This is a genomic window from Enterococcus sp. LJL51 (genome assembly GCF_054871795.1).
Map to the genome: position 1 here is coordinate 1 of NZ_JBTXLW010000021.1, position 13,131 is coordinate 13,131.

Here is a 13,131-nt window from a genome sequence, read left to right on the forward strand (position 1 = left end):
AATTACATTAAGAATTATAATACCCATAGAATTCAACGGAAGTTGGGTTATCTATCACCGATAGCCTATCGAAAACAGACCGTTTAATCGCCTCTCTTTTGCCCTCTCACTTTTGGGGGTCAGTGCCCTTTTCTCACAACCTCTTGATGCTATCGTAACGAAGTGTAGTAAGCTGCTTCTGTCCTCCGTTGATTCGGATGGTAGAGCAGACGTAGTTTGGATATTTAGTTATATTCCAAACTTATTTTGATTCTCCTCCTATGACATCGATGTCATTTACAATCCAGCAGCCCTTACATATAATTAAAAAAACGCCAAAAGTCGTTTACGCGTTATAAAAACCCTAATAAAATCAGCATTTCTCAGGACCTTTTTAGAAATGCTGATATATCTTCACAAAAAGGAGGCAGGTAAAAGAAAACAAATTGATTCAAGTAAATAGTTGGGGAAAGAGTAAAAAATAAAAAAGTTGTTTAGATCCGTTTTAAGAACAATACGCTTCACATATGATGATTGACAGCGGCTGCCTTTACTGTTATTTGTCTCACTTACTACAATCTATTTGTACTAATCATGACAAATCAGCACTAAACAGCTAAAAGTGATGTATATTCTAAATAGCCCGGAGCATAAGATTTTAGGAGGTCTTATGTTTCGGGCTTCTTGCTGATTCGATAGCTATTATTTTTCTATTTTACTAAAACTCTCCTTTGCGAAAGCGTTCCAAGTCATCCTGCCATTCCTTTAGCAGCTTATCGCTTAGAACCTTATCACCAAAAAGCTTTGCACACTGAATACTATCCCTATATTTATCTTCAGCCTTTTTCCAGTTTTTTTGAGAAAAAAGCCAGTATTTTCCTTCCAACATTTTTACTATAGGTTTTTTTTGAAAATCTTGACTGACCTGTATAATATTATTCAAAAAATCTATTGCATCAAGTAGTCTATCATGATAATTGAATTCCAAAAAGATACTACTTGCTGTCAATGCCACTCTGTTTAATACTATTAACTCAGCTTGATTGTAATCCTCTATATGATTTACCAAATTATCAAATAAATAGTTGAATGTCTTTTCATCATAATCTTTGTAATGGATATAATGAAAATATAAATTAATAATCAGCAAATCATTGATTGAATAGTTCTTTTTTAACAGTAACTGAGAAAAGTAATCTTCCAAGAGCTCCTCTCCAAAAGCTGCCTCCTTCGTTAAGTGGATTATCATCACCGCTTGTTGAACATCAATTATAACCTGCTCTTCTTCCGGAAGTTTATCGTAATAAGTATCATAAATTTCCAAAAAATAGTTTTCTTTTTTTCCTACCAATTTTTCCTCTTTATATGTATACATTTTATATAGCTTTTCCTTTAACTGCTCATACCTTCTAGGCAACTCCACATGCCTTTCGTCAACTAATTGACCTATAGGAACACACAGCTGTTTTGATATGAACCCCAGCTTAGGCAAGGTTGGTAAAGACTCGCCAGCCTCGATCCGTGCCAGCTGACGAACGGTCAGCTCAGCTTCCGTATCACAAAATTCTGCCCGGGATAAGCCTTTGGATTCCCGTAATCCCCTGATTTTCTTACCCAACTCTTCCTTAATATTTTCCATAGCGCCACCTTTACTTATCCTTCTTGGTTTGGAATATTTCGAGATCGCTCTCCCATTCCAGCATAATCTTTTCACTTAATACTTGGTCTCCATGTAATTGTGCTAATTGAGCTCCTTCTTGATATTTCTGTTTCGCTATCTTTATATTTCCTTGGGAATGAAGATAGTATTTTCCTTCAATCATATCCATTACAGGTTTCTTTTGAAAATCTTGATTTATCTCCATAATCCTTTCGGAAACTGAAACAATCTCAATCATTTTTTCATACCTATTATTAATTTCCATTACAGTAACTGCTGTCAATAATAATTTACTTAACAAAAACAATTCAGTTTCCATAAAAATTGCTAGTTGATCTACTACTTTACTAACAATTAATATAAATATTTTTTCGTCATAATTATTATAAAAGATACAATGAAAATACAGATTAATAATCAACAAATCGTTTGTTGTATATTTTTTTTCTGCATAATTTGATAAAAATAGTCATTAAGTAGCCCTTCACCAAAATCTGCATTTTCGGTTAAATGGACATCCATCGCAGCTTGTTGTACATCAATAGCCAACTGTTCTTCTTCAGGTAATCGACTATAATAATTTTCATATATTTCACTAAAATATTTTTCTTGTTTTAAAAGTCGTTCTTTTTCATTATAGGTAGAGAGTCTATATAATCTATGTTTTAGTTGTAAATATCTCTTTGGTAATTCAACATGTTCTTTATCAATCAACTGACTAACAGGAACTGATAACTGTTTGGCTATAAAATCTAACTTAGGCAGTGTTGGCAATGATTCTCCCGCCTCTATTCTAACCAGCTGGCGAACAGTCAGCTCAGCTTCCGTATCACAAAATTCTGCCCGGGATAAGCCTTTTTCCTCCCGCAGCTTCCTAATTTTCTTTCCTAATTGATCTTTAATGTCTTCCACATTTTCACCCCCTCTTCTCGACTATAAAACAATTGAAAACAAGAAGCAATAGCTTGCTGACCTATTGACCATTTTCTCTATGTATTTCAGTATTTTAGCCTTGATATAAAAGAGAAGCAGCAGCTGTTTGACGGCTACTGCTTTTGTCCTGCTAAATCAATCTAGGCATCCTATTACTTATTCAACATAGTATCGCAACACGGTATGCATCTTTTCGAGGGCAGTTTTTCTTGCGTCCTTTAAATAAATTTCTTTATGTGCTAGGGTTCTGCGAGTCAAACCGTTTTGCTCGCAATACACATCCATTTTAGCAAAGCTCTCCGGCTCATCATCATAGGGACCCACATGAAGAATCTGAACACAATGTCCCTCTTCCAACTCTTCAAATTTTACGCTGTTGTTACTGGAACTAGGTTTCTTTTTACTCACCTGCTCGATATTCATCAACGCTACTTCTTCAGTGACAAAATCCGGCTGGCGAATCATCAGCTTATAAATCAAATCTTCCTTATCAAATGTGCCATCCGGCCGAACATCTTCCTTGTTTAGCGTCCAGATACCTTCTAATGGATATACTACATACTCCTCATAGCCTTCTGGTATGAAGCCACTCTTCGGCATCATTTTCATTCCCCACGACATAGCAAATAATGCTCCAGTATCTATACCAAACTGCTCGTTATTTGGATTTCCCTTCCCAGTAATTGTGTAAAATTTTTGTTTAGGAATCGTTAGTTCCATCGGTTTTTTCTTGGGAAAATACAATTCTTTTTCTTCTTTGCGCCATTCATGCTTCATATGTTTGCCCTCCCTGATACTTTGTTTTTGTATAGTCCTATTATAAACTATGACCTTAAGGAACGAGTCAAGAGATTTTGTTTATTATAGAATTAACAAAGAGGAGATAAGACAATCCTATGCCCTATCTCCTAGAATCTGGCTAAAGAAGAAGCCTACGACTTCCCCTAATCCGAGAAGACCGCTCAGCGATACATGTTAGATACTTTAGAAAATTTTTAATACAATATAAAGAAGAATGATTGTTAGAATTCCTGACCCCAAAGCCAACAGCCATTTTTGCCGTTTCAGGTGGCGGCGTTCTTTTTCAACCTGCTCAGTCGTCATTTCTTTATTCTCCATAAAACTTAATATTTCAGAATAGGTTTGAACATCATGCTTCTTCTTCAGGCGTTCAATCGCAACTGCGGCTCCCAGCATGATACTCATGCCAATAGCGGGACCCACGGCTCCTAACCAGCCATAATATTTTACCAAGGGCATTAAGGCAATCATCAGGATAAAGCCTCCACACATCACCCACGCCAAATGGTTCATCTTTCTTACCTCTACTGTTTTTTTCATCATTGGAACATCTCCTCTCACTAATTCGTCAAGAGAGACTTCAAAATAATCACTAAGCAGAAGCAGACTCTGCAAATCAGGATAGCTTCGTCCTGTCTCCCAATTCGAAACGGTTTGTCTGGAAACATGAACGACCTCAGCTAACCCTTCTTGAGAGAGCTGTTTTATTTTTCGATGTTTTTTTAATTGCTCACTGATTTTCATAAAATCTCCTTTCGACACCTTAAAGATAGCCAATAATATATCTTCTTTCTACCAAATCTCTTTGACAAAGAAGAAAAAACAGTGATAAAAGTTTTTGACAAGCTTATTATATCAGTATTTCCTGTAAATTTGGGATTTTTTCTTGCTTTTTATTTCTAAACAAATGAACAAATATTTTTCTACATTTTATTAACGTCAACAAATAGCTTACTAATAAAATCACGTTATTTTATCTCTATTCTTTTCTATTATTTAATCCAGGCTTCCGGGCTTTTCTGCGATGACTGCTACTGTTTCACTATTCACATTAAAAGGAGCTCCTGCAACATTCTCATAGAACTCTCTAACTACAAAACCCGCTGCTTCTAACTCTCCGAGCAATGTTTCCCTAGTTGAAAAGTATTTCCAGATATTGTATATCTTTTGCTGTTCATTCGTATTAACAATCGCTTGATCTAAAACAAGATTTCCGCTATATTTCTTTGTTCGACTTAGAACAATATGCTCCCCATCTGACCAGAAGCTGCTTTCTCCCCAATAACTCCACTGTGATTTTTCTTGGACTTCTGCTAACTGATTGATTGTAAAGTTATCCATCAGTAACTGACCGCCTTCATTCAAAGAATCAAAGATTACAGCTAATGTTTTCCTACGTTCTTCTTCATTAAGTGCTCCATAATCGCAATAAATGAAGAGGGCTAAATCATACGCTGTAGACGGTTGCCACTCTAAATAGTTAGCTTGAATATACTTAATCCCCAACCGCTGTTCTTCAGCCCTACGCTGCCCTTTTGTAATCGACCGCCGAGAAAAATCAATGCCTGTTACTTGATACTCTCTCTTAGCTAAGCGTTCTGCATATAAGCCCGGACCACAACCAAAATCAATCACTTTTGAAAATTGTTTAACAGGAAACTCTTTTTCGATCCAATCTACAGAAGCATCAATAAATGCCGCTTTTCTACTAGCACCATCAAAATCGGGATCTAAATGTGCCGTTAACAGCTGTTGGGAAATATAGGAATCATTCCAGATATTTCCATTGCCTTTTTCATAGGCCTGCGGCAGCCTATAGTCCTTTACTTGTCTTTTTGTCATTTCCTTTCCCTCCTAAATAAAATAAAACACAAAAAAAGCTGTAGAGTCTATTTACTCTACAGCTTAGAAAAAGGCTCAGCTAGAGTAAATAAAACCATTGAAGCAAGCCTAAATAAGCATCCCCTTTGAGAATGTTTTTTGCTTGTTCAATTGATTTTATCTACTCGTTTCCAATAACTTTTATCCTGCCGATTATACAGAATCAAAAGAAATCGGATGCTTCACCAGCCTTATTTTTGTGTTTCAACTAGTTTAACAGAATTTTTCTAAAAATGAAACCCTGTTTATGTGGCAGCTCGTTTGAAGCAATAGGGTAAATGATCATCAACAAGACCTGCTGCCTGCATAAATGCATAAACTGTTGTGGTACCTAAAAATTTAAAGCCTCTTTTTTTCAAATCCTTGCTGATTCTATCTGATAGTCCTGTCGAAGCTGGCACTTCGTTTGCTTCTTGCCAGTGATTAACTAGCGGCTGGTAGTCAACAAATGACCAAATATATTGATCAAAGCTGCCAAACTCTTGCTGAACAGCTATAAATTTTTGAGCGTTGGTTATTGCTGCTGCAATCTTTAGTTTATGCCTGATAACACCTGGATTTTGAAGCAGCGCCGCTTCTTTCTGTTCCGTATAAGATGCAATCTTCTTATAATCAAATTGATCAAATGCCTCTGTCAACGTTGCTCTTTTTTTCAAAATTGTTGACCAGCTCAGACCAGCCTGCATGCTTTCTAATAATAAAAATTCAAAGAGCTTTTGATCATCATGAACAGGTACACCCCATTCTTCATCATGATATGTTTGGTCCAATTCACTAGTGTTTGCCCACTCACATCGTACAGTTTTCATAGATTACCTCCGTTATCCTTTTATTTAGGATACCACAAGAACGTACGTTTGCATACGCGAACTATACTTTTTTATGAAGAAAGCGATACAACGTCAAAAAAAAAACAGAATAAAGACACTGAGACTGCTGCAGCTTCTGAATGCCGGATTTTACTCAAACACTCAGAAGCAGTTTCTCTTTAGAAAATTCTTCTGGTTTTTTCAGTTATACAATAAAGAGCCAACTGTTCCATGTATTGGAATTCCAAAGTATGGTTCATTTGTGTTACTGTGCCCATATGTTCATCTTGAATTAAAAAACCAGTCATTTCTACAGTCAAAATACTCCCCTCCTTCCTAAAAATAGTCTATAAAAGTGTAGCATAAAATGTCTCGCGGATAATTGTTTAACTAGAATCAAGTTAAGGGGATCGGGTCGCTTCGCCTCTGTGCGCCAAAACGAACAAAAACCACTATCTCATGGCTTCTAGCCATTCGACCTACGACGGCAGCCCCAACAATGGGTTGGGGGATTCAAGAGCATGAGGTCTTTCTTTTAGCCGTCCATTCCTTAAAGCCTCTTAGAGTACTTAACAGGCTCTCTACGTTGATTTACCATGGACACAATACCTTGCTTATCATTCCGCTTTTCTACTAGCGACTATTGCCGATAACACACTCTGCTGAAAGTAATAAACTGCTTCACTTATACAACTTAATCCTCATGTTTTTGTCTCTGGCAAGCATAGCAAGTGCATATACACTTACAAAAAAATTGGAAATTTAGGGCACACCCCAACCCCAATTTTTCGCCATATGTTATCATGTTGCTCTGCTCGCAAAACGAAAAGATCAGGACAATGTTGTCATTTTTTCGCTATTTCTTGCTAAACTTTCTTTTGCTTTCGTTCCCCATGATCCTTTGAGCGAACTAGACAAATCACTTGTTATACCGTCCATGCTTCCTTTAGTAACGGCTAAAGTATCTGTCTTACTTTTCTTTAGCTTATCTTTTTTCGTTTTTACCTTTGCAAGAGCTGTACTTGCAATCGAGGTCTGAATAATCATCTTTTCCATCTGTTTAACCATTTGTTTTTTTAAATCTGCAATATCCAACATTTCTTGTGTCATTCTTCTTCTCGTCCTATCTCATACAACTGTTCTTCTAAATTATCTCTTTCTCGTTGATACCTCAATCTGTGGTTTTCTAATACATCATCTACTCGTTGCTGCTCTCTTTGGATCTCATGCATAAGTTCCTCTCGTCCATTTTCAATCAATCGCATAGAGGACAAGAGTTCACTTTCTTCTACACCAAACTTACGTAAATAATACGCTGTAGAATCTGAAAATTCATCCAATGAACGATTGACCTGATTTCGTTCATACATCAATTGTTCACCCTGATCTTCATAATATCGACGGTTAGCTAAATAATCTGTTTCAATGTCTTCTAGTGCAAGGGGTATCGATTGTTTTTCTTGTTCTTTCGTCATCCAATCCCCACCTGTCTAGCTAAGTCTTTATCAGTAGCCAACTGCTGAGCAACACTGGATTGAATTTGATTGGCTAATGAAATAAAATCTGCCCCAATTGCCTCTATCTCTCCAAAATCACTCTTTAAATCAGAAATAGGTTCTGTAACTAGCGTACTCTTCGTACAACCTCCGGCAGACAATGCAGAGAGTATTTCTCCTTCTTCCAAATGCGCCCCTACATTTCGGGCAGTTGTAAGAGTTTCTTCCCATAACGGTTCAATTGCGCTGATTTCTTGTTTATACTCTATTTCTAAGTTACTGATTGCCTGTTCCACCAACTGGTAAATACCGTCAACAATCGCTAACACTCGTTGACTATCTATAAAAATTTCTTCCGAAGAAGACAACCCACCACCGCTTGTTTTCAATTTTTGCTCAAGTAATGCTAACAGATTCATCTGTCCTTGAATAAATATTTTTGTCTGTGCCGTTCGCACCGCAATCATTTTTCCTTGAGGCACACGTAAATTTCCGTGCTGATCATAATCATAGCCACCCCACATGTGGCGGTCAATTAGCCCAACATCTTCTTTTGAATCGACAGGAATAATCATTCCTATTCCTTTCAAGCCGTAGCCAATTGGCACATAATCTTTCATATCCACATAATTAAATACACGATCTCGTAATTTATCGGCTTGCTTTTTTTGATCGTCTGTCAATAAACCATAAATATTCGGCCCTTGATACAAATAAGCACTACGAATACGATCTGAGTATTTACTTTCAGAGAGCGCATATTGACCGTTCATTGAACCTAATGAATGCCCATAAATATCAAAATAAGCATTCTCATATAATGCCATTTGTTCATTCAATGTTTTTGCAGAAGAAACCAATTGAGGAGTCGGTCCTGTAAACTCATTTGAAAGAATCTGTTTTGCAATAGCAGCATCATTCGTTACCCAGTCTTTCCAAACATCTCCAATATCACTGTTCATTGGATTCATTGTCTGCAACGACGGAGCAGTAGATCCTCGATACAACACAGTAACAGTTGTCACACTAGCTAATTCTTCTTGTGTGGGATTAGTAGGTAATTTCTTATCTGTCACAATATAAGTTTGTTCGCCAGTCTCTGTATTATTTACTACTTTTGATACATAGCCTATTGAACCTATATTTTCTACAGGAACTTTATCTCCAACTTCATAATCAGAGTATTGCTTCCATGCAATATTTTCTCTATCTTTATCGGTAAATTTATTCATCATAAACACCACTTTCGCCTAGATAATCATCTAAATCTGCTGATATTCTTACAGGAATAAGCTCAACATCGCTATATTCTTCTGTCTCAGCCTGTACATATTTTCTAAAACCAACAGAAAAAGCTAATTCCTCATCATTATTTACATACCCTTGAACCATTATTCCTCCCATAGGATTATGCTTTACAGTAGAATAATCAATTTCAACAGTCTTGATTTTACACAAGGAATCATTTTGCTTTAACCACTCATCTACTAAAAATTTATTCTCCTCAACCACCTTTGTCATCTCATCTTGAAATTGCTTTTCATCCATATACCATTTCACTCCTAGTCCTATAATAATTAACGAAACCAATCCAATAAGCTTGAAAAAAACACTTTTCCTAATTTTTCTTATTTCAGAAATATGCGGTTCTTCTTCCATACCTTTATTATGTTCAGTCATAAATACTTCTCCTATTTTGTATATAATAATTTAGTTTACCATACAAAAAGATACACTTAAATAAGCCTATGCCCTTTTCTGATTTTTTTACATAGTCACGTTCTAACTTTCTCAGATAGGCTCGCTTTTTCAGCTCATACAATGCCCCTCCTAAGCGTGAATAATACCAATCACTTTTTGAGATATGGGCTAACTCTTCTCGACATAGAGCTATTTTAGCTAATAAGCCGTCAGGACAGCACGCCTTTTTATTGTATTGCTCTTTCACCAATACAGAAGAATAATTGGCTTCCGTATCCTCATTTTTTACACTTTTCCGCAAAGTTAAATTCGTGTTTTTATCCCCTAAACCTCTTTAAATCGCTGATACGACATTTCTCGACGTGTTGGTTCAATACAATTTACACAGTTAAACAAACGAGTACCACTCGGATAAAAGCGCAAACGTCCGCCTTTAATTACCGCTTTGCTGGGGTTCGATTTTGTCGTGTGAAGCCCTCTTGTATTCGCCAACGATTCATCCAATAAATCAACAGTTTCATTGTCGAAATATTCCTCCTCCAAAATAGCCTGTTCATAGTTATCGACACGCTAAGGGATACCTAAATCTTCTAAAGGCAAATCAGCCATTTACTCTCTTTGTAAGAGAGTAAATGGCTGATTTATCCGTATTCAAATGGGAAGCTGGAAGCTATGAATACTCATATAAAGACATTGAAACGTGTCTCTTATGGTTTTAAATCCTTTCAAAATATGAAAACACGGATTTTTCTTATGAACGATTTGATGAAAATGAACGAACAAAGAAGCTGGTTATCGAAAGTCTTTCTCTTTCAACAACCAACCTCTTTTTTCTACTCATCAGCCCGATTTGACAATGAGCCCGGATAACATGCGTAATGTACCTAAATGCGCAGAAGCACGCTCAAAACAACGCAGAAAGTTAAAATACTGATTCGACGCTTCTTTCACATCAGATACACGCTCACGAAATGTCACCGTTAAAAACAGCTCATTTTTGCACCTGTGAAATTGGCATTAATCTGATAACCCAGATTTTTAAACGTCTGACGTAACGAATTTTCATTATCTGCTCGAGTTTCAGATTGCAATTGAAACTCTTTGATCTCCCCTGTCGCCAGTAATACATAGCGGTGTTTATCTAATTTTTTGATACGAGCTTGCCGGTTTGCATGCTCATATACATCAATAGCTATTTATAGATTGCCCAGTAATTCAACGCTTCATTTCCTAGCTCTTCAGCTGTGTACTGGGTTCTTGAATGCCCCTTCGTCTCGGAGTCATTGGGGTCATTCAACCAGAATTTTCCGTCACTAACCCCTGTTAGAACCATAATATGACCAGTTTCAGTGAATTTTCCCGGCTGCACGGAAATGAGTACTGGGTGTCCCTGACTCAAATGATTTTCCACCATACTCATATCACTCAATTCTTCATACATATAGCCTTTTGCTACAGCAAAATCATAAAATATGGTCCAATTTGTTCCCTGTCCTTCAATGAAATAGTTGCTTTGAGACCAATCCAAAATAGCCTGCGGCTGAACATCTCCCCCATCTAGGTAAGAAGAAATCATCGCCAGAGATACTATGGCACAACCATTTTTTTCTAACGTGTTATTTTCACCAGTGCCGTACGGAGTTGCTTTCCAACGTTCATCTGTCTGTAAAATCAGCGGCACTTTAATTCTTCCTGCAAATTTATCCTGTTGAATCTCTTGATTGATTTGTTCCACATAACTTAGCGGTTGTACTTCCTGTGTTTCCTGGGTACTTTCCTCGGTCTTTTTCTTTTCAACCGGCACTTCTTTTTTGAATAGACTTGAAAATCCCGCTTCCATTGGAGCTGCTTTCCCTAGCAAAGCACCTAGTAACGCTGCAGCTGCCAATAATCCTATTATCAGTTTCTTAGGTTCTATTTTCTGCATAAATACGCTCACTCTCTTCTATGTCTCCTCGTTTAAGAGGCTCTCTCTTAATCTTACAGAAATGAGAAAAAAAAGCAACAGAAAATCTAATGAGAAAAGGGAACATATTTTCTTGAAATTCAAGAGAAATTTGGTTAGAATAGATATAGTATTATGCAAGGTGTCTTTACATGAAGGAGGTAGAAGAATGGATAACAAACATAAATCAACAATGAAAAGTATTTCCAGACTCATTACCCAATCTTCTCAAAATTTCTTCTCAGCTCTTTTAGAGGATGGTAAAGATAAAAAAGAAAAATCAAAAGAGCTGGAAAAAATTCTGAAAGAATTACAGTTGGCGGCTGCACAAAAAAGTCTTGTTGTCCTTCAACTGAAAGAAAGTCCGGCTTCCCAAAAGTTTGAAACAGTTTCCGGGTGGATTGTTTCAAAAAATATTACGGATACAGTTATGCTGCGTTCTCAAGAAGATTCACAGCAAATTCGAATGATTGCTGTAGAGCATATCAAACGAATTAGTCGATTAACTACTTCTGATAAACGTCAGATTAAATAGCAAGTATATAAAGATATAAATGTAAAGCTGTTTTCTCATAGTTCCCCTATGAGAAAACAGCTTTTTTATTTCCAATTAAACAAAACCTTAAATTGGTATATATGAAAAAACACAATATTAATAAAGGTTTTTACTATTTTATAATTAAATGGTATACTTGTTATGTAATAAGAAAGGAGGAAAATAAATAACGAAGAACCTGATTCATTAACTAAACTGAGCTTGCTGAAAACTACTTCTTTTTATAACGCCAACGGTGGACCTAAAGTCCCTGTTATTTAGGAAGCCGTCACGGCAAACAAGTTAATGAGCACACTACAAAAGTTGCTTAATTTTACATCTATTAAGACATCACATGTTCCGGGTCTAGCTACACATGGATGGATTTGATTGGCACTAAGCGACGATGTTTTACCTACGAAAATGGTAGCGCTATCATTTATATTGAAGCTATTCAAAATAAAACCAACCCCCTTTAAGACGCTTTTATTTGTTATAATAAAAAATATTTTAATTTTAATGTAAGAAAAGATTGTAATTTTCAAAAAAATTAATTATAATTACGTTTAACCATGATTAAGTTCAATGGAAAAAATTTTGGAGGGATTTAAATGAAAAAAGTGAAATTAGTAAACACATTTGCATTGATTATGTTAGGAATGGGTATTGCGTGCTCAGCAGGTCAGCCTGCATTTGCAGAGAGTCAGACTGCTGCACAAACACAAGTGGAAACAGTCCAGCAAGAAAAATATGCACTAGAAGACTTAAAAGAGAAAGTTGCTGGAACCTCTTATGAAGATGAAGTTAATCAGTTACTTCCAGTAATAGAAAACATTGAGCATGATGTGAATCTACCAGCTAAAAGTGCGCGTTTCAACTCAGTAACCATCTATGATCTTGATAGTATCGGCGCTCGGTTAGAGCTAATTGTAGAAATCGGAAATGCTATCGCATTTTCTGTTGAAAAGTTAGAGAACAAGGTTGAACAGGCTCATCGGGAGATTGGTGTAGAAATTACACGGGCTATTATAAAAGTTGCTGACCCATTTGCCACTACAAGTGAAATTAAACAGCAAATCATTGCATTACAGCAGTTAATGGCTAAAATTGCCGCATATCCTGACTTGGATTTAGACTCAACAGCTACCGCACCTGTGAAGCAAAAATTAAGTGATGCCATTTGGCATACACGTTTTGAGCGTGATAAAAAAGTGCTTGGAAAGGTTCCTTTTGCTGTATACAACAATCTAAATAAAGTAATAACAAAAGCTGTTTTTGTTCAGCTTAACCCTAAATCAACAGTTAGAGACGTTTATGCTTCAATCCAGAGCTTGGAAGACGCTCTTGCTTTTGCAGTAAGCCAAGCAAAATAAATTCCCCTTATTTCCAGA

At 36.5% G+C, this 13,131-nt stretch carries 15 protein-coding genes and 2 pseudogenes; 4 read left to right on the top strand and 13 right to left on the bottom strand.

Features of this window, described 5'->3' with window-relative positions; genetic code table 11:
- The first annotated feature begins 6 nt into the window (after positions 1-6).
- Positions 7-87, top strand: a complete 81-nt coding sequence (locus tag ACYSNQ_RS15660; RefSeq protein WP_426081163.1) for an IS3 family transposase — start codon at positions 7-9, stop codon at positions 85-87.
- A 610-nt stretch (positions 88-697) separates the two neighbouring features.
- Here the strand turns inward: ACYSNQ_RS15660 and ACYSNQ_RS15665 are convergent.
- The 12 genes and pseudogenes from ACYSNQ_RS15665 to ACYSNQ_RS15720 form a co-directional block, all read right to left on the bottom strand.
- Entirely contained in the window at positions 698-1,618 is a 921-nt protein-coding gene (locus tag ACYSNQ_RS15665; protein WP_426084525.1) for a helix-turn-helix domain-containing protein, read from the bottom strand.
- Between the two features lie 10 nt (positions 1,619-1,628).
- Positions 1,629-2,551: pseudogene (locus tag ACYSNQ_RS15670) on the bottom strand (helix-turn-helix domain-containing protein).
- A 177-nt stretch (positions 2,552-2,728) separates the two neighbouring features.
- Positions 2,729-3,349 (bottom strand): GyrI-like domain-containing protein, encoded by a 621-nt coding sequence (locus tag ACYSNQ_RS15675; RefSeq protein WP_426084526.1) that lies wholly within the window; start codon positions 3,347-3,349, stop codon positions 2,729-2,731.
- A gap of 207 nt (positions 3,350-3,556) precedes the next feature.
- On the bottom strand, positions 3,557-4,117 hold the full coding sequence (locus ACYSNQ_RS15680; protein ID WP_426084527.1) for a helix-turn-helix transcriptional regulator: 561 nt from the start codon (positions 4,115-4,117) through the stop codon (positions 3,557-3,559).
- A gap of 252 nt (positions 4,118-4,369) precedes the next feature.
- Complete coding sequence (locus tag ACYSNQ_RS15685) at positions 4,370-5,215, bottom strand: class I SAM-dependent methyltransferase (RefSeq protein WP_426084528.1); 846 nt, start codon at positions 5,213-5,215, stop codon at positions 4,370-4,372.
- A gap of 284 nt (positions 5,216-5,499) precedes the next feature.
- A complete protein-coding gene (locus ACYSNQ_RS15690; RefSeq protein WP_426084529.1) occupies positions 5,500-6,063 on the bottom strand; it encodes a DNA-3-methyladenine glycosylase I in 564 nt (187 codons plus the stop codon).
- 179 nt (positions 6,064-6,242) lie between these two features.
- Positions 6,243-6,383, bottom strand: a complete 141-nt coding sequence (locus ACYSNQ_RS15695) for a hypothetical protein (protein ID WP_426084530.1) — start codon at positions 6,381-6,383, stop codon at positions 6,243-6,245.
- Between the two features lie 511 nt (positions 6,384-6,894).
- Entirely contained in the window at positions 6,895-7,173 is a 279-nt protein-coding gene (locus tag ACYSNQ_RS15700; protein ID WP_426084531.1) for a hypothetical protein, read from the bottom strand.
- On the bottom strand, positions 7,170-7,538 hold the full coding sequence (locus tag ACYSNQ_RS15705; protein WP_426084532.1) for a hypothetical protein: 369 nt from the start codon (positions 7,536-7,538) through the stop codon (positions 7,170-7,172). The genes ACYSNQ_RS15700 and ACYSNQ_RS15705 overlap by 4 nt, the downstream gene beginning before the upstream one ends.
- On the bottom strand, positions 7,535-8,794 hold the full coding sequence (locus ACYSNQ_RS15710) for a hypothetical protein (RefSeq protein ID WP_426084533.1): 1,260 nt from the start codon (positions 8,792-8,794) through the stop codon (positions 7,535-7,537). The genes ACYSNQ_RS15705 and ACYSNQ_RS15710 overlap by 4 nt, the downstream gene beginning before the upstream one ends.
- On the bottom strand, positions 8,784-9,239 hold the full coding sequence (locus ACYSNQ_RS15715; protein ID WP_426084534.1) for a DUF1310 family protein: 456 nt from the start codon (positions 9,237-9,239) through the stop codon (positions 8,784-8,786). Before ACYSNQ_RS15715 ends, ACYSNQ_RS15710 begins: the two co-directional genes overlap by 11 nt.
- A 345-nt stretch (positions 9,240-9,584) precedes the next feature.
- Positions 9,585-9,803 (bottom strand): hypothetical protein, encoded by a 219-nt coding sequence (locus ACYSNQ_RS15720; RefSeq protein WP_426084535.1) that lies wholly within the window; start codon positions 9,801-9,803, stop codon positions 9,585-9,587.
- Positions 9,804-9,896: 93 nt separating this feature from the next.
- Here ACYSNQ_RS15720 and ACYSNQ_RS15725 point away from each other — a divergent pair.
- Positions 9,897-10,034, top strand: a pseudogene (locus tag ACYSNQ_RS15725) (transposase); the annotation flags it as partial.
- A gap of 418 nt (positions 10,035-10,452) precedes the next feature.
- On the opposite strand, the gene ACYSNQ_RS15730 reads toward ACYSNQ_RS15725, so the two are convergent.
- Entirely contained in the window at positions 10,453-11,187 is a 735-nt protein-coding gene (locus ACYSNQ_RS15730; protein ID WP_426084536.1) for a C39 family peptidase, read from the bottom strand.
- 187 nt (positions 11,188-11,374) lie between these two features.
- Here ACYSNQ_RS15730 and ACYSNQ_RS15735 point away from each other — a divergent pair, with 187 nt between their 5' ends.
- Both ACYSNQ_RS15735 and ACYSNQ_RS15740 read left to right on the top strand, forming a co-directional pair.
- A complete protein-coding gene (locus tag ACYSNQ_RS15735; RefSeq protein ID WP_426084537.1) occupies positions 11,375-11,740 on the top strand; it encodes a hypothetical protein in 366 nt (121 codons plus the stop codon).
- Positions 11,741-12,351: 611 nt separating this feature from the next.
- Positions 12,352-13,113, top strand: a complete 762-nt coding sequence (locus ACYSNQ_RS15740) for a CAMP factor family pore-forming toxin (RefSeq protein ID WP_426084538.1) — start codon at positions 12,352-12,354, stop codon at positions 13,111-13,113.
- Positions 13,114-13,131: the final 18 nt, after the last annotated feature.

Bases quoted from the DNA above. Each gene is read 5' to 3' on its own strand.
- ACYSNQ_RS15665 (WP_426084525.1), bottom strand. From the start codon at position 1,618: ATGGAAAATATTAAGGAAGAGTTGGGTAAGAAAATCAGGGGATTACGG.
- ACYSNQ_RS15675 (WP_426084526.1), bottom strand. From the start codon at position 3,349: ATGAAGCATGAATGGCGCAAAGAAGAAAAAGAATTGTATTTTCCCAAG.
- ACYSNQ_RS15680 (WP_426084527.1), bottom strand. From the start codon at position 4,117: ATGAAAATCAGTGAGCAATTAAAAAAACATCGAAAAATAAAACAGCTC.
- ACYSNQ_RS15685 (WP_426084528.1), bottom strand. From the start codon at position 5,215: ATGACAAAAAGACAAGTAAAGGACTATAGGCTGCCGCAGGCCTATGAA.
- ACYSNQ_RS15690 (WP_426084529.1), bottom strand. From the start codon at position 6,063: ATGAAAACTGTACGATGTGAGTGGGCAAACACTAGTGAATTGGACCAA.
- ACYSNQ_RS15700 (WP_426084531.1), bottom strand. From the start codon at position 7,173: ATGACACAAGAAATGTTGGATATTGCAGATTTAAAAAAACAAATGGTT.
- ACYSNQ_RS15705 (WP_426084532.1), bottom strand. From the start codon at position 7,538: ATGACGAAAGAACAAGAAAAACAATCGATACCCCTTGCACTAGAAGAC.
- ACYSNQ_RS15710 (WP_426084533.1), bottom strand. From the start codon at position 8,794: ATGATGAATAAATTTACCGATAAAGATAGAGAAAATATTGCATGGAAG.
- ACYSNQ_RS15715 (WP_426084534.1), bottom strand. From the start codon at position 9,239: ATGACTGAACATAATAAAGGTATGGAAGAAGAACCGCATATTTCTGAA.
- ACYSNQ_RS15730 (WP_426084536.1), bottom strand. From the start codon at position 11,187: ATGCAGAAAATAGAACCTAAGAAACTGATAATAGGATTATTGGCAGCT.
- ACYSNQ_RS15735 (WP_426084537.1), top strand. From the start codon at position 11,375: ATGGATAACAAACATAAATCAACAATGAAAAGTATTTCCAGACTCATT.
- ACYSNQ_RS15740 (WP_426084538.1), top strand. From the start codon at position 12,352: ATGAAAAAAGTGAAATTAGTAAACACATTTGCATTGATTATGTTAGGA.